24 protein-coding genes are annotated in these 21,607 nt (G+C 37.4%); 7 read left to right on the top strand and 17 right to left on the bottom strand.

The genetic code is table 11. From position 1 onward, the window contains the following. Window positions 1–10 precede the first annotated feature (10 nt). From ACQKL0_RS14135 to ACQKL0_RS14095, 9 genes are all read right to left on the bottom strand, one after another. Window positions 11–448, bottom strand: coding sequence for a MaoC/PaaZ C-terminal domain-containing protein (locus ACQKL0_RS14135; protein ID WP_427688186.1), 438 nt, complete (start codon window positions 446–448; stop codon window positions 11–13). Between the two features lie 149 nt (window positions 449–597). Next, a complete protein-coding gene (locus ACQKL0_RS14130) occupies window positions 598–2,064 on the bottom strand; it encodes a GntP family permease (RefSeq protein ID WP_427688185.1) in 1,467 nt (488 codons plus the stop codon). Between the two features lie 68 nt (window positions 2,065–2,132). After that, window positions 2,133–2,921: an enoyl-CoA hydratase/isomerase family protein gene (locus tag ACQKL0_RS14125; RefSeq protein WP_427688183.1), complete on the bottom strand. Its 789-nt coding sequence runs from the start codon at window positions 2,919–2,921 to the stop codon at window positions 2,133–2,135. Between the two features lie 134 nt (window positions 2,922–3,055). Then, window positions 3,056–4,609, bottom strand: coding sequence for a long-chain-fatty-acid--CoA ligase (locus ACQKL0_RS14120; RefSeq protein WP_427688182.1), 1,554 nt, complete (start codon window positions 4,607–4,609; stop codon window positions 3,056–3,058). Window positions 4,610–4,914: 305 nt separating this feature from the next. Continuing rightward, window positions 4,915–6,282, bottom strand: coding sequence for a sigma-54 interaction domain-containing protein (locus tag ACQKL0_RS14115; RefSeq protein ID WP_427688180.1), 1,368 nt, complete (start codon window positions 6,280–6,282; stop codon window positions 4,915–4,917). Window positions 6,283–6,525: 243 nt separating this feature from the next. Beyond that, window positions 6,526–7,038 carry a GNAT family N-acetyltransferase gene (locus ACQKL0_RS14110; RefSeq protein WP_427688178.1) on the bottom strand — a complete coding sequence of 171 codons (513 nt, stop codon included), beginning with the start codon at window positions 7,036–7,038 and terminating at the stop codon, window positions 6,526–6,528. 147 nt (window positions 7,039–7,185) lie between these two features. After that, window positions 7,186–7,347, bottom strand: a complete 162-nt coding sequence (locus ACQKL0_RS14105; RefSeq protein ID WP_402873704.1) for a YvrJ family protein — start codon at window positions 7,345–7,347, stop codon at window positions 7,186–7,188. 210 nt (window positions 7,348–7,557) lie between these two features. Beyond that, the gene (locus tag ACQKL0_RS14100; RefSeq protein WP_402873702.1) at window positions 7,558–7,776 is read right to left on the bottom strand and encodes a DUF2922 domain-containing protein; all 219 of its coding nucleotides are present in this window, start codon (window positions 7,774–7,776) and stop codon (window positions 7,558–7,560) included. A 35-nt stretch (window positions 7,777–7,811) separates the two neighbouring features. Next, window positions 7,812–8,030, bottom strand: coding sequence for a DUF1659 domain-containing protein (locus ACQKL0_RS14095; RefSeq protein ID WP_427688176.1), 219 nt, complete (start codon window positions 8,028–8,030; stop codon window positions 7,812–7,814). Window positions 8,031–8,239: 209 nt separating this feature from the next. Here ACQKL0_RS14095 and ACQKL0_RS14090 point away from each other — a divergent pair, with 209 nt between their 5' ends. Together ACQKL0_RS14090 and ACQKL0_RS14085 are read left to right on the top strand one after the other, a co-directional pair. After that, window positions 8,240–8,632 carry a thiol-disulfide oxidoreductase DCC family protein gene (locus ACQKL0_RS14090; RefSeq protein ID WP_402873700.1) on the top strand — a complete coding sequence of 131 codons (393 nt, stop codon included), beginning with the start codon at window positions 8,240–8,242 and terminating at the stop codon, window positions 8,630–8,632. A gap of 98 nt (window positions 8,633–8,730) precedes the next feature. Continuing rightward, entirely contained in the window at window positions 8,731–9,150 is a 420-nt protein-coding gene (locus ACQKL0_RS14085; protein ID WP_402958015.1) for a hypothetical protein, read from the top strand. Window positions 9,151–9,245: 95 nt separating this feature from the next. Here ACQKL0_RS14085 and ACQKL0_RS14080 read toward each other — a convergent pair whose 3' ends face one another. After that, the gene (locus tag ACQKL0_RS14080) at window positions 9,246–9,752 is read right to left on the bottom strand and encodes a hypothetical protein (RefSeq protein ID WP_402958017.1); all 507 of its coding nucleotides are present in this window, start codon (window positions 9,750–9,752) and stop codon (window positions 9,246–9,248) included. A 193-nt stretch (window positions 9,753–9,945) separates the two neighbouring features. Between ACQKL0_RS14080 and ACQKL0_RS14075 the strand changes: the two genes are divergently transcribed. The 3 genes from ACQKL0_RS14075 (at window position 9,946) to ACQKL0_RS14065 (ending at window position 12,654) form a co-directional block, all read left to right on the top strand. After that, complete coding sequence (locus tag ACQKL0_RS14075; protein ID WP_427688175.1) at window positions 9,946–10,596, top strand: DUF4247 domain-containing protein; 651 nt, start codon at window positions 9,946–9,948, stop codon at window positions 10,594–10,596. Between the two features lie 17 nt (window positions 10,597–10,613). Then, the gene (locus tag ACQKL0_RS14070; protein WP_402958021.1) at window positions 10,614–11,027 is read left to right on the top strand and encodes a DUF350 domain-containing protein; all 414 of its coding nucleotides are present in this window, start codon (window positions 10,614–10,616) and stop codon (window positions 11,025–11,027) included. 79 nt (window positions 11,028–11,106) lie between these two features. Continuing rightward, window positions 11,107–12,654, top strand: a complete 1,548-nt coding sequence (locus tag ACQKL0_RS14065; protein WP_427688173.1) for a polyamine aminopropyltransferase — start codon at window positions 11,107–11,109, stop codon at window positions 12,652–12,654. Between the two features lie 506 nt (window positions 12,655–13,160). Here the strand turns inward: ACQKL0_RS14065 and ACQKL0_RS14060 are convergent. From ACQKL0_RS14060 to ACQKL0_RS14050, 3 genes are all read right to left on the bottom strand, one after another. Further along, complete coding sequence (locus tag ACQKL0_RS14060; RefSeq protein WP_402873702.1) at window positions 13,161–13,379, bottom strand: DUF2922 domain-containing protein; 219 nt, start codon at window positions 13,377–13,379, stop codon at window positions 13,161–13,163. Between the two features lie 35 nt (window positions 13,380–13,414). After that, the gene (locus tag ACQKL0_RS14055; protein WP_402873680.1) at window positions 13,415–13,633 is read right to left on the bottom strand and encodes a DUF1659 domain-containing protein; all 219 of its coding nucleotides are present in this window, start codon (window positions 13,631–13,633) and stop codon (window positions 13,415–13,417) included. A gap of 278 nt (window positions 13,634–13,911) precedes the next feature. Continuing rightward, window positions 13,912–14,448: a PadR family transcriptional regulator gene (locus ACQKL0_RS14050; protein ID WP_427688171.1), complete on the bottom strand. Its 537-nt coding sequence runs from the start codon at window positions 14,446–14,448 to the stop codon at window positions 13,912–13,914. Window positions 14,449–14,759: 311 nt separating this feature from the next. On the opposite strand from ACQKL0_RS14050, the gene ACQKL0_RS14045 reads away from it, so the two are divergent. After that, on the top strand, window positions 14,760–15,434 hold the full coding sequence (locus ACQKL0_RS14045) for a hypothetical protein (protein WP_402873672.1): 675 nt from the start codon (window positions 14,760–14,762) through the stop codon (window positions 15,432–15,434). A gap of 48 nt (window positions 15,435–15,482) precedes the next feature. Here the strand turns inward: ACQKL0_RS14045 and ACQKL0_RS14040 are convergent, their stop codons facing one another. The 3 genes from ACQKL0_RS14040 to ACQKL0_RS14030 all read right to left on the bottom strand — a co-directional run bounded on the left by ACQKL0_RS14040 (window position 15,483) and on the right by ACQKL0_RS14030 (window position 18,027). After that, window positions 15,483–15,737 (bottom strand): sigma-G-dependent sporulation-specific acid-soluble spore protein CsgA, encoded by a 255-nt coding sequence (locus tag ACQKL0_RS14040; RefSeq protein ID WP_427688170.1) that lies wholly within the window; start codon window positions 15,735–15,737, stop codon window positions 15,483–15,485. 207 nt (window positions 15,738–15,944) lie between these two features. Next, window positions 15,945–17,114 (bottom strand): acyl-CoA dehydrogenase family protein, encoded by a 1,170-nt coding sequence (locus ACQKL0_RS14035; RefSeq protein WP_427688168.1) that lies wholly within the window; start codon window positions 17,112–17,114, stop codon window positions 15,945–15,947. Window position 17,115: 1 nt separating this feature from the next. After that, entirely contained in the window at window positions 17,116–18,027 is a 912-nt protein-coding gene (locus ACQKL0_RS14030; RefSeq protein WP_402986850.1) for an alpha/beta fold hydrolase, read from the bottom strand. A 343-nt stretch (window positions 18,028–18,370) separates the two neighbouring features. Between ACQKL0_RS14030 and ACQKL0_RS14025 the strand changes: the two genes are divergently transcribed. Next, window positions 18,371–20,167 (top strand): V4R domain-containing protein, encoded by a 1,797-nt coding sequence (locus ACQKL0_RS14025; RefSeq protein ID WP_427688166.1) that lies wholly within the window; start codon window positions 18,371–18,373, stop codon window positions 20,165–20,167. A 94-nt stretch (window positions 20,168–20,261) separates the two neighbouring features. On the opposite strand, the gene ACQKL0_RS14020 is transcribed toward ACQKL0_RS14025, so the two are convergent. Next, a complete protein-coding gene (locus ACQKL0_RS14020) occupies window positions 20,262–21,245 on the bottom strand; it encodes a VOC family protein (RefSeq protein ID WP_402986854.1) in 984 nt (327 codons plus the stop codon). Between the last annotated feature and the right edge of the window lie 362 nt (window positions 21,246–21,607).

Genomic DNA, 21,607 nt, shown 5'->3' with positions numbered 1-21,607 from the left:
ACATGAGCTCCTACGAATCACCATTACAATTGACCATAATTTTCATATTTGCTATGGCCACAGTTTCTCCGTCTTGTTTTTTTATTTCTTGGTTAACGGTTACAATCCCTTGGTAGCCCTTTTCAACTAGTTCAATTACCTTTAATTTTACGTGTATCGTATCCCCTATAAAGGTAGGGGAAGTAAATCGAACTTTCTCCATACCATAAAATGCAACCACGATCCCTGGTTCAAATTGAAATAAGCCAGTAGCCGCCGAAAGTATAAGCATTCCGTGTGCTATCCGTTGGTTAAATTGTGAATTGGCCGCATATTCCTTATCAGTATGGAGTGGAAACCAGTCACCGCTAAATCCAGAAAACATTACTAAATCTGTTTCGGTTATAGTACGTCCTTTCGATACCCATGTTTCTCCTAATTCATATTGGTGGAAATATTTATTAAACATTATTTCATCCTCCTCTTTTTAGGATTTATTCACCAGACGAAAATTCAGACTTCCCAATTTATATAATTATTAGGAATATAAAGACAGATTCAGAATAAAAGTTCTTCATTAAGAATGATGGATGTTCCCTCACACTCAGCAACACACTTTTAAACAATAGCAAACATACTGAATATGCCAATTATAAAGAATACAGCAAGTGTCTTTATAATAGTAATAACAAAAATATCCTTATATGCCTGGCGGTGAGTGAGTCCTGTAACAGCTAGAAGAGTTATTATCGCTCCGTTATGCGGCAAAGTATCAAACCCTCCTGCTGACATTGCAATAACACGATGCAAAACTTCTAACGGGATATCATAATTAGCAGCCGATTGTATATATGTGTCCGCCATTAAACTCAACGTAATACTCATCCCACCAGATCCAGAACCAGTAATTCCACATAATACATTTGTCATAATTGCTCCATTAATTAAAGGATTTGAAAACATCCCTGTGAGATAGTCTTGTACCACAGTAAAACCAGGTAAAGCTGCAATTACACCCCCAAAACCATATTCTGTTGCGGTATTCATGGTTGCAAGCAGTGCCCCATTAATGCCTACGTTCATACTAGATTTGAAATTTAATTTGACTGCTTTAAAATTCAATATGATGACTGCTATTATCCCAAGAATAAGAGCCATCTCTACGGACCAAACACCGATAACTTTAGACATATCAACATTTCCATAATCTTTTAACCCAATATTAGCAAAGTCAAATCCTTTATCATACCATTGTGGAAAAGACTCAGTAAAATATTTATTCATTACTCCCACTAACACCAATGGAATAAAAGCAAGCCAGTCTTTTCTACTTATATTTTTTTGAGAATTCATACCTACCTTATTACTCACTTCTACCGGCATAGCAGAACTAGCAGCCATTTCCTCTTCAGCAGCTTCCCTATCAATAGCTTTATCGCCTACTCCAAAATACCCTTCTCCATCTCTAGCTGCCTTATGTCGACAATAATTTAAATATAATAGACTCAAGGAAATGATAAATATTGCCCCAATAATCCCCAGTACTGGTGCAGCATAGATATCAGTATTAAAGAAAGCTGTTGGAATGACATTCTGAATTTGGGGAGACCCTGGAAGCGAATCCATAGAAAAGGTAAAAGCACTAACTGCAATTGTCGCCGGAATTAAACGCTTAGGGATATTCGCCTCCCTAAATAGCTGGGCAGCAAATGGATAGATGGCAAACACTGCAACAAACAAACTAACTCCGCTATAAGTCAGAATTGCACCCATTATTACAATTGCAAGAATGGCTTGCTTTGCCCCGATAAAACGGACAATAATTTTGGCTATACTCTTTGCAATACCGCTTATTTCAACCAATTTCCCAAAAATAGCACCTAATAAAAAAACCGGAAAGTACAATTTTACAAATTCAACTAACTTAACCATAAAAATGTTAGAGAAGAAGGGTAAAACATGACTAGGATCTGTTAAAAATACAGCAAATAATGCACACAATGGTGCAAAAAGAATAACAGAAAATCCTCGATATGCTAGAAACATTAGTAAACCTAGTGATATAAAAATTATCATTACATCCATTAAACTTTCCCCCTTTTTCTCAAAGCCTTATATATAAACATTTTTGGCCGGTTTAAGGTCGTATAGGATTACTGATCAACGAAATTCGGTTCTCTTTTATTAATAAAGGCTTCAACGCCTTCCTTAACATCCTTCGTCTGAAAAACATGACCAAAATTTTCTGCTTCAGTCACGAGTCCATCTTCAAGCGTTTGTTCAAAACCATAATCGATAGAATGTTTTGCAAAAGTTAAAGATTGTAAAGAATAATTACAGATACATTTTGCAAGTTCCATTGCTTTTTCTAAAGATTTCCCCTTTGGAACCACATGATTTACAAGCCCTATTTGCTTGGCCTCTTCTGCGTTCAATGGCTCGCCAGTATAAATCATTTCTTTTGCTTTGGCTTTACCAATCAATCTAGGAAGTCTTTGAGTTCCCCCTGCACCTGGAAACAAACCTAATTTAATTTCAGGAAGCCCAATTCTCGTCTGTTCCTCTGCAATTCGAATATCACAACATAGGGCAAGTTCACATCCTCCACCTAATGCTAATCCGTTGATAGCAGCAATAGTTGGTCGAGTTAAGCGTTCAACTTTATTAAGGGGTTCCTGAAGCCAGAGTGATTTCCCCTTTCCTTCTTCCACTCCTTTTCCAATCCATGCTGGAAATTCTTTTATATTCCCTCCAGCAACAAAAGCTCTTTCACCTTCTCCAGTAAGTATAATTACTTTCACACTGAAATCGCTTTCAATTTCACTGACCACAAGATTCAACTGTTCTAAAACATCTGCACTTAATACATTAACAGGTGGATTATCAATAATAATTGTTGCAATATTATTCTGTTTTGACCACGAAACAACTTTATTCTTCATTGACTTTCCTCCTTCAATTCCGATGTTTTGGCATTATTAAAAGCTTCAGTCGGTAACTTTCGATACCCATAAAAACAAAGTGAAACAATGATTTAATAGAAAAAGGATTATATTAACCTCATAAAAGTCACCATTTATTCCATACCACTATATTGTTTTCTAAGTATGAACTTTTGAACCTTACCAGATGGGGTGCGTGGTATTTGATCAACAAATGTGACCTTTCTAGGTTTTTTGTAGCTAGCAAGATGTTTTTTGCAGTATTTAATAACATCTTCCTCCGTAAGTTTAGCCCCTTCTTTTTTTACAATTACAGCACATACAGCCTCAATATATTTCGGGTCTGGTATACCGATTATAGAGACTTCCTTCACTGCCTCATGCCGGTATAATACATCTTCAATTTCCGCTGAGTAAATATTTTCACCACCGCTTCGAATCATGTCTTTTTTTCTACCCGAAATTGTTAGATACCCATCGTGATCGAATTTTCCCATATCTCCAGTTTTACACCAACCATTCTCAAACGTTTCCATTGTAGCATCACGTTTTCTCCAATAACCCTCAGAAACCGCTGGACTTTTAATTGAAATTTCACCGATTTCACCAACAGGCAAAGATTTCCCATCTTCATCGATAATATTAATTTCTGTAAGTGGCATTGGCTTACCAACAGTATGACCTTTTGTAAAAGCATCATGTGGTTCAAGTGAAGCCGCAATTGGTTGTCCTTCAGTTAACCCGTAAACTTGAACAACTCCAATATGAGGAAATCTCTTTTTTAATTGTTCTAAAGCCCACGGCATTAGAGGGTCACCACCTGTATAAATGGTCTTTAAAGATTTTAACTGATACTCATTAATTTTAAGCGAATTTAGCATTTCATAAATCATAAAAGGAAATAAAAAAGAATCGGTCACGTTTTCCTGTTCAATAACGGAAAGAATTCTTTCAATCTCAAACTCTTGGCTTTTTGTAATGATTACGCTCCCCCCCATCATAAGAATGGGAAGTGCGATATCTTCCAATGCCCCAACATGGTATAGTGGGCCTGTTGTCATCGCAACTTCTCGCCCAGTAAATTTCCATTTGAGTGCTTGAATCGTAGAAAACCAAAAAGTTGTATCATGAGTCCAAATCGCACCTTTAGGTCTTCCCGTTGTGCCTGAGGTGTACATAAGCATGACGGGATCATTTAATCTAATGTTATCGACTTTGACCTCATCTACTGAACCACTCTCTAAGACACTCCATGAATTGGACCACTTTGGGATTGAGCCCTGTTTATGAGGAAGGCAAAAATAACTCTCAACAGAAACATGACTACAAATTGGTTCCAGATGATTGGCTAAGTTCGAATGGAAGCACAATATTTTTGTCTGTGAATCATTTAGTGCATACTCAAGCTCAGAACTTGAAAGCCTAAAATTAAGCCGAACAGCTATTGCACCTATTTTTGCAATGGCAAAATATAAACTAAAATATTCAAGACAGTTGTAAAGCAAAATACCAACACGATCCCCTTTTCTTACTCCATACTCGGAAAGCTTATTTGCATACGCATTTGATTTTAAGTGGAGATCCATGTATGTCCATGACTTTCCTACTTCTTCTTTTATCGCTATCTTTCTAGGATTTATATTATTTAAATCAGTAGCCATTTTTCTTGTAATAAAACCGATATCCAATGAAATTCCCCCTTTATAAAATTTGAGATGCAGGTTAATACAAAACGCTCCAATCAATAGCAAAAGTCTTTATTGATTGATCTTCTCCTTTCTTCTAATGGATTACTAACTATCAATGCAAGATTCATACCAAAAAAAAAGCCCTATAATGACTTAGTTCTTTAAATATATACGGGAAATATTTTCTTGCTTTTCAGAAAATTTTTTTTGAAAAAGAAGCTGAGGTAGGATTAAAGTGGAGGAATACAGGGGTAAAAATAAATCCGAAATATCGGAATGAATTCCGAAATCTCGGATTTATTTTTTTATTGATTGATTTTATATTTTTTAATTTTATCGTAAAGGGTAGAATTTCCTATTTCAAGAGCTTCAGCAACCCTTTTTTTATCGAACTTAAACCTCCTTAAAGCACTTTCGATTGTCTTCTTTTCAACCTCCTCCACACTGTCCTTTAAACTTGCTTCTTTTATTTTTGCCTTATAACACTTTAGATAATCAGGTAAAGAGTCTTTTCTCATTACCTCATCATCTGATAGGTGAACACCTGCATCTATCACATTTTCTAATTCTCTTACATTTCCTGGCCAGTTATATTGCTCTATTAATGATAGTACCTCAGGGTGAATAGAGGTTACTCGTTTCCCTATTCTAGCGGTAACTTTTTTTAAAAAATACTCAACAAGTAAAGGGATATCCTCCGTTCTATCGCATAAGGGAGGAACAAATAATTGGACAGCATTAATTCTATAAAATAGGTCTTCACGAAATTCCTTTTCTTCTACCAATTTTTCTAAAGGACGATTTGTTGCTGCAACCACTCGAACGTTTAGTTTTTTAGGGTAAAGCGAACCTACAGGCTCAATTTCTTTCTCCTGAAGGACTCTTAATAACTTGACTTGCATTTGCTGAGGCATATCACCAATTTCGTCAAGGAAAACAGTTCCCCCATCGGCAAGTTGAAACTTTCCTATTTTACCTCCCTTCTTTGCCCCTGTAAAAGCACCTTCTTCATACCCAAAAAGTTCAGATTCTAATAAATGTTCTGGGATTGAACTACAATTTATTTTCACAAGTGGTTTGTCGCTTCTCTCACTTAACTGATGAATGCTATGTGCTATAATTTCTTTGCCTGTACCACTTTCCCCTCTAACTAGTACAGAGATATCACCTCTAGCCACACTTTTCACACGTTCTTTTAACTGTTGTATTTGTTTAGATTTTCCAATTAAATTGTGCAAAGAATACTTTACTCCATTTGTAACAACCTTTTCACTTCTGTAAAAATTATGTTTTGTCAGTATCTCCTTAATGTGACTATTCGTTTTATTCCAATCATCAATATCACGAAACATGATTGTCCCAATTGCACCTATTATTTTCTTGTTTTCGATGATAGGAATACGGTTAGCGATAACAAAATCACCACGAATAAAATGTATATCTGCGATTTCTGATTTGCCTATTTGCACTACTAAGTGTAGCCTAGTATTTTCAATTACGTTTGTAACATGTTCACCAATCACTGTACTGCGTTCAACATTTAAAAATTCACAATATTTATTGCTAATATATTGTATTTTCCCATTACTATCGACAATTACAGTTCCATAATATGCACTTTCAAAAACCATATCTAATAGTTTATTAGTTGAGAATTGGCCAGTATTCATCATAGGTCTCCTTTAACCGGAATGTTTAAACATAAAAACCTATACCATAGAAGGCTATATCGGAGGGTGAAACGAGAATTGTATTTCATCCTATTTCTTGGGTTCTATAGTGAATATAAATGAGAAAGACTGAGTTCACATTGATAACTATTAGTAATTATTTATGGACAAATGAGAATTTAGAAATATATATAAGACTGAACTGATCCACACCGTCTTGGGTATAATCAAAAAAACACAGTCTTTCTACAAGATGGTCAACGTATAATAAACGAAACGGAGATTCTGTCCATTCATTTCGAAGCCTTCTTCACTGGTAGCCACCTTCTTGAAGCCGTTTTTCTCCAAAACTCTTTGGGAGGGAATATTAGTAGTGGTCGTCTTTGCATGGATTTGTTTGATATCTTTATTGACGATTTTCTTTAGTAATAATTGCAGGGCCCTATTAGCAATCCCTCTTCTCGTGTGCATTTGCCCCACTCGATAACCAAGATGCCCTATTCTTTGATCATCTTCGATATCTACCACATTTATTCTTCCTAAAATGGAATGGCGGTTATCCTTGATTAAATAGAAAAAGGAGGCTCCTCGTGTTTGTTCATCGAGTAACGCTTTATGGCTTTCGTTGAAATGAGCAGGGGTATAATAGTCATCTCCACGAGAAGGGACCATTTCTTCAAAAAAAGCTCTGTTTTCCAGTTCGAATGCTAACAACTCTTCCATATCTGAATCTTGTAACTCCTCTATGAATATATCCATTTATGCCGCCACCCCTTTTTGTCTAAGTATAATGGAAAATTAAGGATGAGTAACGTTTTTTCTTGGTGATGGATATTCGTTTATATGGCATTTCCAATGAACAATTATAAAAACACCGTGAATGCAAATCATCCACGGTGTTTCCCTTTATCCTTTGAATTGACTTTGGAATCCTTCTCGCAAGCGTTCTGGCAGCTCGACAATGGTTTCGTTCAATGTATCCAGCTTTGTTTCGATCCGGTGAAGCAAGTACAAGGTTACAATGATGGGAAACCCGATATCGCTGACAAACGGTAGGATTTGGTCCACTTTTATTCACCTGCCTTGAGTAGTTTTAGTCAAAAAGGACAGGCTCACCGCTTCCGGACTTATCCTTCCAAGATGAGCCTGCCTATGAATGTAGTTGAATTACCATGAATTCAACCACATTAGCAAATAATTCGACCATTGTGGGCATTAATTTAACCGTTACGACGGATAATTCGACCGTCAGAAGAGATAATTCAACCGTTACTAATTTTAAAGTACTTCGACGTCCTCAACATTACGCTCGACCACGCGTGCTCCCTTGATGCTAACGAAATCTCCTGAAGAGGTGATGAAAACATTTTGCGCGATGATTTGCTGCATTGCTTGCTTCACTTGATTTACGTCCACCGGTTCCTTTGGATTATCCACAGAAATCGTCGACGACTTTCCTTCTTCTGTTACGAAGATCATTTCCAATGCTTTAGCCATACCTGTCACCTCCCCGTTTTCCGACCTCACATCACTTACCCGATGATAGCGTTCGTATCGACGCGGTTCACTTCACCCATCGGATAATTCTGCACACTCGCAATGGCCTTGGCTGTCGCTGATAACTGATCGACTAGTGCATCCGTTTTAATGTTAGTAAAGGATTTACGCTTAAAAACGATCTCCCCTTTTTCATTGAGGCCCGTTTCAAAATCCAATCGTAACGTTGTCGATAATTTGATTTGGTTTGCCATGTCGCTCACCCCCTTTCATACTCTATATAAACTTTTTAGCGGGAAAAGTAGCATGGCGGGTAAAACTTTTTCATAAAATGCGTAAATATGGAATAAATCATGTAAAATAAAAGAAAGAACATCGAAAACCAAAGACGTTTCCATCACAGTAATGTGGGTAGAGAAAGGATGAGGCATTCTCTACACGTCTCTTTTGAGGAGGAAAGTTCATGAATCCTGTCATCTTATTTGATGGTGAATGTAACTTTTGCGATTCGAGTGTCCAATTCATCATAAAGCGCGATCCGAAGGGGCTGTTTCGTTTTGCTTCCCTTCAAAGTCCAACTGGACAAGAGTTTCAGAAGAAGTATCAGGTTCCCGGGAATATCGATAGCATCGTCTTGCTTGAGAATGGCAAGGCCTACTATAAATCGACTGCAGCACTAAGGATATGTAGCCATTTGAAAGGCGCTTGGAAGCTGTTTTATGGCTTGGTCATTGTCCCACGTTTCATTCGGAACACCGCTTATGATTTCATTGCCAAAAACCGTTATAAATGGTTCGGGAAAAAGGAAGAAAGCTGCATGTTGCCTTCACCAAGTATCAGGAAGCGTTTCTTATAAATGAAAAAAAAGACGAAAAGCAAAGGTGCTTTTTCGTCTTTTTTATATATTCAATGATTTCCCACAAAAATAATAGTTCCTTGAAGGAGTGATTTCCCTTGTATCCACAAACAGTATTAGAAATTATAGGGTCTACTATTTTTGTAGTTATGCTGTATGCCACTGCCTTATTATTGCCACAAAAGATCAGGAAATTGAGTTTACTAATGGCCTCTTCCATTACCGTATTCGTGCTTGCATTCTTTGTTATTCGCCCCTATTGGGTTGATTATCAAGTATCCAAGAAGACTGAACAACTCAACCACTATCTTGAGGACAAATATCCGAATCAAAGATGGCAATTCAGTAGGGACATTGGGAGAAACTATAATCCGTATCACGTAAATGTAGAATTTGAAAACGAAAAAGGGTGGACGTATTCGTATTCCTTGAGCAATGAGTTGTGCCAAGGCTCTTGGTCGCCACCAGAAGGAAAAAGCCCCAGTGAAGGGAAACATTTCGAGAAGAGTTGTGATTAGGCCGCCTCTTGTCAGTAGAATGATTTCAGACTTTATCTTGTACTTTTTGCACAAAGTCAAGCCAGCCACATTCTATTAAACGTAAAGAAACCTACTTACTCAAACTTAATGTCTTCCCAAATAAAACGAGGGTTAAATTCATGCGGGTCCAGGTCCGTTTCTTTGTACGTAATCGGCTTTTCATTTGGCATCGTAACGGTTAGTTTCCTTTTATCTTCGCTTAATTTCAAAGTGAAAAGGGTAGTGCGATTTCGATTTTCTTCATTATATAAGATACCCGTGATTGTGGAACCAGTCGGATTCACGATTTCAAAATGCCTAAGTGGATCAATCTCGTTTTTTGTGATTCTCTGAAGGGTATACGTACTGATTTCATCCCTCATGATAATAAGGTACGTGTCATTCGATACCCAATAATTGTACAATTGGCTACCAAAATACTTAGGGGTCTTATAAGAAGGCACATCGCTCGTTTCCACTAAGTCTTTCCCCTCTTTTGTTTCTTGCACTTGGAACTTTCCTTCTTGAATGGCTGGTTCTTCACATGCAACAAGGCTACCTATCATCAGCCATCCAATCATTACTCTTTTACACCTATGCACATCTGTATCCCCCTATTCCATTTCTCAACGGGTGTCTTTTTTATCTATTGATTATAATTTCTCTCTCCTTCATTTACCACAAAAAGGAACTAATTCGTAAAACGATCCCTACATCTTCCCATTTATTATTTTTTTTACAATTTTTCACTAAAATATACTATTATATTAAAGACAACAATCAAGGAGGAAAGTCATGAAGAAAATGGCCGTCATACTTACTTCGTTATCCGTATTTTTAGCTGCTTGTGGAAATTCCTTTATTTCTTCTCAATATCAAGAAATTGATACGATTGAAAATGACTTAGGGGATCATGGAACGGTTTATCAGGCTTATAGTAAAAGTGTTTCAGAGGTTGCTAGTGAGATCCGGACGGACACAGAACCCGATCATGCTTCAGTAAGTAGTGAGGAAGAGATGTTTCTCCTCTATCCAGAAGACTCAACAGATGAAGTCATACATATTATGAAAGATGAACTAAACCCAGCTAATACGATCATTGAAGTCGTCGAAGAGGATTTTGCCGAAAATAGCTATGACTTTCCTCTTATGGAAACACTCGGCGTTTTAAGTGTGGCTACCACTTTGTATGGCTGGAATCAAGTAGACTCGAAAACATTAAAGAAACGGCTGGGCTATAAGGGTTATGTTAACGCGTTTAGAAATCATAACTCCACTAGTATCCCCACTAATTCTTTGATGGAGGATGAAGAGGAAGACGAATCCGGATCTTCATACACGGGTAGCGGTTATAGAGGGACAGGCAATGTGAAAAAATCATCAGATCCGGACAGCATTCGAAATGGTGATGTTGTACGTGGTGGCGGTCCGGGGACCGGGAAATGACAAGGGGGATATAAGAAATGTTTGAAAACATTATAGACGTACAGGAAGTGTTACTAACAATCTATTACTTTTTGGTATTGGGTGTAGTATCCATTGTTTGTATGTGGATTTTCGAAAAAATCACACCGTACAATGATTTTGAACTGATCAGAAACGGGAACAGTGCGGTCGCTATTCAGTTTGCGGGGAAAATCTTGGGTATCACCTATATCATGAGTACTGCCGTTGACACAAATAATTCCTTACTGGGTGCCGCAATATGGGGCATCATCGGCTTTATCTTGATGATGATCGGTTATTTTATATTTGAAATCGCTACACCAAAATTAGATGTGAGAAAAGAGATTGAAAAAGGGAAAGTATCGGTTGGAATCATTGCAGCCGCTATATCCCTCGCTATCGCCTTTATCATTTCAGGTGCCATTTCATAAGACGGACTAACATGAAGAATCTGAGTTCTTTCAGGTTCTTTTTTGATGGATCATTATAGATTGTGAAGGAGAGAACAGTATGTCAGAAAGAGCAAGCCACATTCAAAAAAGAAGAATCTTCACGTCTTCCGGGATTGTTTCTATATGTGGGATTGTGTACCAGGTACTATATGGAGCCGCTGGTGGCTATCTTTTCGGGGATTCCACATTATTCTATTGTTTAACCATCGGCTTGTTTTTGAGCGGGATGGGCATTGGGGCCATGCATAGCGGTAAATTCCATCGCCACTTGATGTCGAAATTCGTGATAACGGAATATTTGATTGCCTTAATCGGTGGTTTCTCCATCTTCTCCGTTTTTTACATACAAGCAAATTTCGGGGATGGAACATCCAAGGTCTTTTTATTTGCCATCATCATCATCACCGGTTATCTTACAGGATTGGAAGTGCCCCTACTTATTCGGAAATCCGAAGAAATTGATGCCGACTTAAAGAAATCGACTGCTAATGTACTGGGATGGGACTATGTTGGTAGTCTATTGGGGACCGTGGCTTTTGCTTTTTGGCTAAAACCCACGCTGGGACTGATCAAGACCGGATTTTTTATCGCTTTTATCAATATCATCGTGGCCCTCTGGATAAGCTTTGCATTTAAAAAAGAGATTCAACAAACGTATATCAGACTGACGGGGATCTTATTAACCATCGTGATTGGCTTAGGTTTTTTATATGGGGAACAGTATGCCCATACATTGGAGCAGAAACTTTATAGAGACCCCATCGTTTTTTCCAAAGATACGAAATACCAGAAGATTATCATGACGAAAGATACAGGAGATTTACGTTTATACCAAAATGGACAGCTTCAGTTCGCTGAATCAGATGAACATCGATACCACGAAGCGCTGGTTCATATTCCAATGTCGCTTTCCGACAAGAATACGAATGTACTGGTCCTTGGTGGTGGTGATGGGTTGGCGACAAGGGAATTATTGAAGTATAAAGAGATTCAAAACATTACCCTGGTAGACTTGGATCCTGAAATGACGACCCTTTCCAAAGAGAACCCACTTTTGACGAAATTGAATCAAAACTCCTTTCACTCTAAAAAAGTTCATATTATTAATGAAGATGCCTTTAGTTATTTGAAGAATGCCGATGACGTATATGATGTCATCCTTGTAGATTTACCAGATCCGAATAACGAGTCCTTGAATAAACTCTATACGTGGGAATTCTATAGCTTAGTTAGGAACCACCTGACACCAACTGGCTTTACTTCTATTCAATCGACTTCCCCTGTATTTGCTACAGCGGCTTTCTGGACGATCAGTAACACCGTGAAATCGACAGGGTTATATGTGGATAATTATCATTTAGATATTCCTTCGTTTGGTAATTGGGGTTTCACATTAGCCTCCAGGGAAAAGTTTGATATTGAAACTGCTGAACTAAAAGTGGAAACTACCTATCTTGGGGATGAAATGATTCCATCTCTCTTTTACTTCGGCAAAGATGAAGATCAAGATATAACCATCAAGGGTAAGCATTTTGAGATCCCCATTAATTCATTAAATAGACCCGACCTTCTCGACTTATATGAAAGAGCTTGGGATTATTATTAACAACAAGAAAGTTGAAACTTTTCCTCACTCTTTCCGTACTATCTATTATGAATTATTTACAGAGGAGGTATTTATTGGATAGGCCTAAGTCGGTAAATAAATCCAGTCTTGTTCTTCCTGTTTTCTTTGGAATGGGAATAGGTGCGGTAGTTGGGTTAGTTGCTTATGTTAAAGACTGGCTCTGATTAAAAATGAACGAGACGGAAAGCAGATCATGCCTTCCGTCTTTTTACTGCTAGGACGTGGACTATCGCCATAAATGGTTGATTATCGGGCTCAATTGCAGTGATATATCTCACTTTTAACCTTAATCAAGCTGTTACACTTTGGATTGTGTTAGAAAATAGAGCATGTACGAACAAAAAGCTCATCTTTGAAGGACCATCCCTTCAAAAATGAGCTTAATTCGACCATTGTGGCGATTAATTCAACCATTATGGGCATTAATTCAACCGTTACGACGGATAATTCGACCGTCAGAAGAGATAATTCAACCGTTACTAATTTTAAAGTACTTCGACATCCTCGACATTACGCTCGACCACGCGTGCCCCCTTGATGCTAACGAAATCTCCTGATGAGGTGATGAAAACATTTTGCGCAATGATTTGTTGCATTGCTTGCTTCACTTGATTTACGTCCACCGGTTCCTTTGGATTATCCACAGAAATCGTCGACGACTTTCCTTCTTCTGTTACGAAGATCATTTCCAATGCTTTAGCCATACCTGTCACCTCCCCGTTTTCCGACCTCACATCACTTACCCGATGATAGCGTTCGTATCGACGCGGTTCACTTCACCCATCGGATAATTCTGCACACTCGCAATGGCCTTGGCTGTCGCTGATAACTGATCGACTAGTGCATCCGTTTTAATGTTAGAAAAGGACTTACGTTTAAAAACGATCTCCCCTTTTTCATTGAGGCCCGTTTCAAAATCCAATCGTAACGTTGTCGATAATTTGATTTGGTTTGCCATGTCGCTCACCACCTTTCACACTCTATATAAACTTTTTCGGGGGAAAAGTAGCATCGCAGTGGAAATATATTTTAGAAAATCTCAATAAAAAAGGAGACAGCATTTACACTGTCTCCACTAGCATTCAACTATGAACCTTTAAACAGGGGCACTAAATGGCATGCATCCACTGCTTATGAAAGGTGCCAAATGATCATCCTACATGTTAAATGGATAATTTTCGAAGTCTTGTATGGGTAGGAATTTTTTCCAAAACAAAGAGTGAGCTATTCATGAAATCATGCCCGTTCTTTTATCCGTGCTCTAAGTTCTTCTAGCCATTCGGCGTTGTGTTGTGCCCGGCTGTATGCATGCTCTTGAATAAACTTAACACCCCAATAGTTCTCAGCGTTTTCATCAATTTCAAGGCTGAAGCTTGTGTATGTTTCCCAAGCCTTACGCTGTTTTTCAATTTTCTCCTCTAATATCGTGAGTACTTTCTCTACCTTCACGTGCTTGATATAGGAAAGGGCAATATACATTTCATTTATTTCAGTGGCTTTTTCAAACGTTTGGTAAATCCGCTTTTTTAATTCTTCTCGTCCTGGATCTGTAATTTGGTAGACATGTTTGTCTGGCCTGTTCTCTTCCTTGATGGTTTCAACCGCACGGATATACCCCATATCCGCTAATTTGACAAAATGATAATATAATTTACTTTCGCTTATCCCCGTAAATTTATCAATAGGAATTGGTTCGGATAATTGCTTTTTTAACTTATATGGATAACTATTGTCTTCAGCCAATTTCCCTAAGATATAAATTTGAATCGACACGTCAAAACTCCCCTTCAGTCGTCACTTGTCTATAGTTTAACAAATTTGCGCTGTATATTCTGTAGGGATTTCGACTTTCCCTTTTAAGATCGTCGGAAACGGCTTATTCCTCAAATCCCCATTCGTAAGTAGGATTAAATTCGTTTGGCTCCATCACGGTTTGTTTGTAAGCTGACATAGCAACCCCTCCTGTCGGGTCATTTCAAATAGTATTCGTCATGGTAGAGTTATCCCCCTTTAAAATACATATTTTGGACGAGAGTGTATTTCGTATTTTGGTAAACAATAAGGAGCGAAAGGATGTGGATGAAATGTCATTAGAATGGTTTGACAGAGTATGTGGGGAATTGCAGGACCATCTTCAATCGATTTGTGACAAATACGATCGGATTGGCAGCATGACCGTGGAGCGAGGAGCAAAACATCCACGCATCGAATTTTATACAGAATTAGATGAAGATGAGCAGGAGAATTTTTGCGCCCTGTTTTTCGATCCGAAAAGTGAAGAATTTTATATGGAATCCTTCGACATCGATTTTGGGCAAATAAGCAAGGTGCTATTACCTGATATTGAAGATATCGTGGAGGCCGTCCATGAAACCTTCCATGCTTACATAGAAGGGGACGACGACGAATACGACTATGAACTCGATGACGACAATAATGGGTTGGAAATCGTGTCAGGCTCCATGTCCTATCCTTCAACAGGAAACGATGATTCTGAGGTATTCGAAATCGATGTTGAATGGGAAACGCCAGAAGTAACGGCTTATATAAAAGAAAACGAAGTAGAGGTCACCTATCAATTCGGAATCGTCCAGGAAACAGGTGATGGACTGCTGAGACGGGTCAATCGGATTTGGACAGAAGAAGACGACATTATTTTAAGAGATGAAACGAACTTCATGTTCAGTAAAGAAGAGGCTGGTACCATCATCTCGATGATTGCCAGTCATATGGATTCTCTGACTAGCATGGATGAATAAGCTAATAAGAAAACCTTGTCCGGTGAGAACATGGACAAGGTTTTTTTCTCACATAATCAGTTGTTCATACACTTCATTTAATTGCGTATAACGTTCGGAATCCATCGCTTCTTTTGCATGCTCCATTTCCTTAGGAAGAATTCGGTTAAGAAGTTCTGATTCCTTTCCAGTAAGCTCACGAACGAGCTCCTTCTCCGAATGGAACTGACCATGTTTAATCTTATCGTAAATGTGCTGTGCCTCCGGGTGTTGATCCGTATAATTAGACAAGATCTCACGTAAGTAACCAATCGTGCGGTCCATCCAAACCACTCCTCTCCTGGATTAGTAATCTAAACTAGATTGTCCCGGAGCCGGGATATCTATACAGGGATTTGGAGGGTGAAGGAAGCAATAAAAATTTCGATAAAAAACGAATTCCTATAACTTCTCGGAATTCGCTTTTTAGTATTATTAATCAAGGCTATTAACTTAACTGAGTGATTCATTTGCTAATAAATACTGAACTAGTCAACCTCGAGTAACTACTGGGAATCCAAATAGTTTCTTACCGTAGATATTTACTGCATCTTCATACAAAGAACTTAAGTGTGTACCGACTGTTAATAAATCACGCGTGAATAATTCAAGCGGATGACCTTTCAGAATAGCATGTCCCCCTAATGTTAATAAACTACGAACTGCAATATCTACGCATTTTCTAATCAACGATGCACGCATTGCTTTGTATTCAGCTTCATTATATGGCTGATCTTTATCTCTGTACATTTGAGCAATATATTCATTTAAAAGGGCTTGTGCAGCTTTTAATTCCATACTAATTTCGGCAAGTACACGTTGACTGGTCGGGGACTCATGTTCATTAGTACCGTTCATACGAACACGTCCAGCTGTATGTTTCTTAAATTCTTCTACTACACGCTCTGCCCCACCAACAGCCATTGATGCGAAGCCTATATAGAATCCTGGGAACCACGGCATATCATAGTATAGATAATCTTTATCATAGGCAGCTTCTGGTGGTCGGCTTTGTTCCTGCATATTGCTCATACGCAGAATAGCTTCCCTTTTAACGAAAACTTTATCTGCAATAACAGTATGGCTTCCACTACCTCGCATCCCCAAAGAATCCCAATTTTCTTTAATTGTTAAGTCAGCTACTCGAACACAAACACCAGCACCTTCTTTTACAGCTGAATCATCAAAATGCATTAAAGCACCTAAGGCTACCCATTCTGAGTGTAAAATACCACTCACGAAGTTCCATTGACCTGAAATTAAATATCCACCTTCGCACTCTTCAATTTGACCAACAGGTGCAAACACATCTGCTACAAAACCATCTGATGCAACGACTTCGTCTCGGAAGCTTTTCGGTAAATACGATACCCATGCATTATGCAATGAGTAAAAGCATGTCAACCAACCCGCTGACAAGTTATAATAGCTAACCTTTTTAATTAAGTCTGCATAAGTCCAAAAGTCAATTTGTGGAAAGTTGTAATCTTTAGGTAGTAATAAACGATGGATTTTTTCTTCACGAATCGCATTAATTACATTTTTTGATACTGTTGCATTCTTATCTGCCTCTAATGCTTCAGCCTCTGCAATTTCCCCTATTCTTGTTGCACTTGCCATAAGTTCATCATATAAGTTTGTTTCAACTAACGTACTAGCCATTTTACATCATCCTTTCCATTTCAACTTCGGAATGTACTTCTTCATTAAAAAATTGAATGACACTCTCGTTCACAATTTCTGGCTGGTCAGTTTGACATTGATGTCCACATTCATCCAAATACTCAAAAGAAATGTTTGGCAATTTCGATTCCAATTCATATGCCATTTCAACTTTTGCAATTTTATCTTGCTTGCCCCAAATGAATTTGGCAGGGATTTTTAAATTAGGCAAAGAATCTTTCAAAGAGAAACGATCCCATAGTTTCGGTTCACGGTTCATTCTGTCTTGATAGTCTCTAGAAGCTTGTAATGCCTCTTTTGCACCTGACAAGTTAGCTGTTTCATGACGGAATTGAATTAATTCTTCTGTGACTTTTGACTCGTTATAGGTATTTGATGTAACGAATTTACGCATTGCCTCCAGCGTATAATCATACTTTATGACGTCTAAAAGCTTCTTATTGTTTTCTGGTTCCGGCATTGTATCTCGCATTGATCTAGCAACTAATGCACTAGCAATGAGTACAACTCTTTTCACCCGCTCGGGATGATCAATTGCATACTTCGCTGCTACATATGCCCCTTGTGAATTACCTACGATAAATACTTCATCTAAACAAAGTGCTTCAACAAAGTCTGCTACATGATCTACGAGGCTTTGATGACCTCTAGTAGGCCATGCATGCGGGCGTTTATCCGTATAACCCATTGATATTTGATCAATTGCATACGCACGGAACCCTGCTTTTGCTAAGGCAGGTAACATATATCGCCAACCTGCCTCACCAGAAACACCTGGTCCAGCCCCATGTAATAAAATTACAGCCGGACCTTCTGTTCCAGCCCAACAATAATGCGTTTTCACACCATTTGCTAACACCCATCCATCATAATAATCGTTACCTAGACGCATACCATTGTCAGCCCCTCATTATTTATTATTTATAATTTATAAGTTTTTTTAGCAATCCAGAAATCGTTTATAGTTATATAAAAGTTTTAGGTAACATGTAAATTATAATTAAACCCCATTCACTGATACCGCTTTCATAATTATTGATGTCCTCCCCTCTAAAATAATCTTCCTTACTTCTAACAACAGCTTATAATTTCTCAGACGAGAATATAATATGGTTTTTCATTAAAAATCAGTTTCTAAAAATGTTTATTTATTGTTTTGAATATTGAAAATTATCAAGCTATCAATTAGAATTAATTTACTATGGCACTATAGATACAACAACGGAGGCGTATATATGGGATTAAACACCACTTCAAATTTATTACTAGATTCAAATAATCTGTTAGTATCTACAAGTTCTTTTGTCACTTTAAAAAAAACATTATTAGAAAATATCGGTTCATATAAAACCAAGGGGTTCTTATTCCGTTTTAGTTATGAAATCGGGGTCTCTGCTGCGAATGCCAAAGAATTACAAAAAGATCAATCTTCCCACCGCGGCTCTAAAAGTATGCATGCCATGTATGGTCATGTTAGAGATGTAATCATCGATCCTAACTTTAATAAACTATTAAATGGAAGTGCTAAGCACATTAAAGGACAATGGATTGATTCATTTGAGGCTAGCTTACATAAAAAATACTTTGAACCTTCTACCCAATGTGAATGTTTCACATTATGTGGATACGTTAGTGGATTTTTATCGACAAAATACAATCATCCGCTCGTTGCTGTTGAGACAAAGTGTGTGGCTAAGGGGGATTCATGTTGTGAATTTGAGGTTCGCCTAGAAGAAAATTGGAGTCCAGACAATATCAAAGTTTATAAATCTGCGAATATTATCAATGAATTAGAGACAACATATGATGCATTACTACATCACAAACAGTTACTAGATAAAATTTCAACATTTCATAATAACCTCACACAAAGTGTAACCGAAAAACTATCTTTACAAGAAATTATCCAATCAGCTTATGATGTTTTACACATTCCTATCCTCATTGAAAACCTACATGGTGATGAAATTTTACAAATAGGTCTTTCTGAAAAGCAGCTCCAACTAATTAAGGATAAGCAACATAGTTTAAGATATACTCAAAAATATTCGAATAACTCTTTTTACCAGTCCCCTATCCATTCAAAACTAATTTCACCCGTACTAATCAATAAAAAGCACTATGCTAATTGTTCATTTATATACTTATCTTCTCAATCCATGGAGGAAAATGACCATCTATACCTTGACCGTTTATCTAATGTCGTATCACTCTGCTTGTTATATGAAAATGCAAAAATCGAAGAACAAGAGCATCTTACACATACTCTTTTCGATCGATTAATTCATAAAAAATTCGATAGTATGAATGACCTTGAATCATATTTGAAATTCTTCCCTTTTAAAATTAAATCACCATTTTCCACCACTGTAATTCAGATTTCTCAAAAGCAAAAATCCGATTTGTTAATCGATTTGCATGAGCAACTATTACTCTTTTCAAAACATTTTAATACATACTCTGTACCGTCTCTTTTTTCAATTCTTGGAGAAAATATTGTCATCTTAAATACGCAATATACTGACAAAAAACGCTTTGCAAAGTCTCTAAAATCTATTATTCAATATATAGAAAAACGAAATTCGAATTACCTTTATTCCATTGGCATTAGTAACTCTTATAAGGACCTAATGGAATTTGAAGAATCACTTAAAGAAGCAACCATCTCTGCAAGGATATCCAATCAAGATCAAATTAAATATTACGAAGATTTGGGCTTCCTCGGCAACTTTATAGCCAACATGAATGCCACCCAATTGCATGCCACCGCTAAAGAATTGCTAAAGGAATTATATGATTTCAATGATATCAAAAAGAAAGATTTGCTCTACACACTATACAAATATTTATCAAATGGACAAAAATTAAAAGAAACTATGGAAGCACTGTCCATTTCAATGGGTGGGTTGCAATATCGTATTAAACGCATTGAAAGCTTACTCCAAAAAAGCTTAAAAGATTCTTCTTTCTCAGCGTATTTGCTCCTTATTTTAGAATCACTAATTCTATTAGATGAGCTACAATTCTCGTGATAAGTAATCAAATATGTCCATACATACATTCGTAACTTGGCTCAAGAAAAAAGACCACTCTGACGTTCAGAGTGGTCTTACTATACTATCTAAATTATCGAGATTGAATAAGTTCACGCAACTGTTTTTCACGATCCACATCATCACGGCGGTGGTCACCCCAGTAAGTAGAACCATGTTTAATGAATTCTTCGTAATTCCACGCGATTGGCTCCCAATCTGGCTCGAAAATCAAGTAACCGTTTGTGAAGATTTCTAATCGTAAGCCACTACCTGGATCGATTACGTAAATAAACATTGCTTGTGAAACACCATGCTTTCCAGGACCTGTGAATTTCATTTCTGTTTCGCATAAAATATCAGCTGCACGTAATATGTCTTGAGAGTTGTCTAACCAATAAGCAATGTGGTGCATTTGGTTTGGGGCCGTTGAACGCTCAGTTGAAACAACTGCAATATCATGCACTAAGTTTGTTACCGATAACCAGCTAGCTGTTTGCACGTCATTTGGATTCATAAAGTATTCACGTAGTTTAAACCCTAGTTTTTCTTTTAAGTATTGAACAATCTCAGAGTTCTCCATACTTGTTTGTAAGTTTACATGGTCGATACGACGTGGTGAAATGCCTTTGCGCCATGCTTTATATGTTTGGTTTTTAAGAACCGATTTACGTGCATCATCTGCTGGCGTTTTTTCCATATCATAATAAATTTCGAATCGGTGGCCAGACGGTAATTCAAAGCGAATTGCTTCACCCTGTGCAGTTTCTTCACCTGCTGCAACCCAACGTACTTCTGTATCAGCTTCTTGTAAAAGTGTAGCAAACGTATTAACATCTTCACGGCGCTTTGCTTTCCAACCAATGTGATCGATATACGATGTTTCACCCGCAGTAATCGATAGCGTGTGGTGCTCAAAATCACCCCATGCACGTAAATAATGGGTACCGTTTACTTCTTCAGTTTCTTCAAGACCAATAACATCTCTAAAGAACCACAGTGATTTTTCAAGGTTTTCAGAAACTAAAGCCACGTGCCCTAATTTTGCAATTTCTGGAGCATATAAAAATTTTTCCATTTAAAACCCACCTCATTTTTTTGTAATAACAAGATCCTTTACTAACCCTTCACAAAGAAGCCCCATTCCACAGTTTTCAATAAATAATAAATCAATTAATTGATACCGCTTACAAATCATCAGTGCTATTCAACTACTATTACGCCTCAACTTACAATTTAGCGCTAAATAAGAAATACCTTTGACCTTTATTGATTGTAGTTAGATCTTCAGGTGAAGCATAATTACATTTCTTGTTTAGAGTATAAAGGCTAAAAAGTTCAAATATCATATCACTTTTCATTAAAAAAATATTTATAATTATTTAGAATTATTAAAAAGGAAAGAACATTAAAAAATTAAGGTATTATGTGCTAGCAAAC

Origin of the sequence: Peribacillus sp. NPDC097264 (assembly GCF_050277925.1) — a bacterium.
Classification (GTDB): domain Bacteria; phylum Bacillota; class Bacilli; order Bacillales; family DSM-1321; genus Peribacillus.
This window is presented reverse-complemented; position numbering and strand designations above follow the sequence as displayed.

Excerpts from the sequence above, each read along its gene's own strand:
- ACQKL0_RS14065 (WP_427688173.1), top strand. The coding sequence starts at position 11,107 with ATGTCAGAAAGAGCAAGCCACATTCAAAAAAGAAGAATCTTCACGTCT.
- ACQKL0_RS14025 (WP_427688166.1), top strand. The coding sequence starts at position 18,371 with ATGGGATTAAACACCACTTCAAATTTATTACTAGATTCAAATAATCTG.
- ACQKL0_RS14035 (WP_427688168.1), bottom strand. The coding sequence starts at position 17,114 with ATGGCTAGTACGTTAGTTGAAACAAACTTATATGATGAACTTATGGCA.
- ACQKL0_RS14060 (WP_402873702.1), bottom strand. The coding sequence starts at position 13,379 with ATGGCTAAAGCATTGGAAATGATCTTCGTAACAGAAGAAGGAAAGTCG.
- ACQKL0_RS14040 (WP_427688170.1), bottom strand. The coding sequence starts at position 15,737 with ATGGACCGCACGATTGGTTACTTACGTGAGATCTTGTCTAATTATACG.
- ACQKL0_RS14030 (WP_402986850.1), bottom strand. The coding sequence starts at position 18,027 with ATGCGTCTAGGTAACGATTATTATGATGGATGGGTGTTAGCAAATGGT.
- ACQKL0_RS14070 (WP_402958021.1), top strand. The coding sequence starts at position 10,614 with ATGTTTGAAAACATTATAGACGTACAGGAAGTGTTACTAACAATCTAT.
- ACQKL0_RS14100 (WP_402873702.1), bottom strand. The coding sequence starts at position 7,776 with ATGGCTAAAGCATTGGAAATGATCTTCGTAACAGAAGAAGGAAAGTCG.
- ACQKL0_RS14135 (WP_427688186.1), bottom strand. The coding sequence starts at position 448 with ATGTTTAATAAATATTTCCACCAATATGAATTAGGAGAAACATGGGTA.
- ACQKL0_RS14045 (WP_402873672.1), top strand. The coding sequence starts at position 14,760 with ATGTCATTAGAATGGTTTGACAGAGTATGTGGGGAATTGCAGGACCAT.
- ACQKL0_RS14020 (WP_402986854.1), bottom strand. The coding sequence starts at position 21,245 with ATGGAAAAATTTTTATATGCTCCAGAAATTGCAAAATTAGGGCACGTG.
- ACQKL0_RS14115 (WP_427688180.1), bottom strand. The coding sequence starts at position 6,282 with ATGATGAATACTGGCCAATTCTCAACTAATAAACTATTAGATATGGTT.
- ACQKL0_RS14090 (WP_402873700.1), top strand. The coding sequence starts at position 8,240 with ATGAATCCTGTCATCTTATTTGATGGTGAATGTAACTTTTGCGATTCG.
- ACQKL0_RS14125 (WP_427688183.1), bottom strand. The coding sequence starts at position 2,921 with ATGAAGAATAAAGTTGTTTCGTGGTCAAAACAGAATAATATTGCAACA.
- ACQKL0_RS14075 (WP_427688175.1), top strand. The coding sequence starts at position 9,946 with ATGAAGAAAATGGCCGTCATACTTACTTCGTTATCCGTATTTTTAGCT.
- ACQKL0_RS14110 (WP_427688178.1), bottom strand. The coding sequence starts at position 7,038 with ATGGATATATTCATAGAGGAGTTACAAGATTCAGATATGGAAGAGTTG.
- ACQKL0_RS14130 (WP_427688185.1), bottom strand. The coding sequence starts at position 2,064 with ATGGATGTAATGATAATTTTTATATCACTAGGTTTACTAATGTTTCTA.
- ACQKL0_RS14095 (WP_427688176.1), bottom strand. The coding sequence starts at position 8,030 with ATGGCAAACCAAATCAAATTATCGACAACGTTACGATTGGATTTTGAA.
- ACQKL0_RS14055 (WP_402873680.1), bottom strand. The coding sequence starts at position 13,633 with ATGGCAAACCAAATCAAATTATCGACAACGTTACGATTGGATTTTGAA.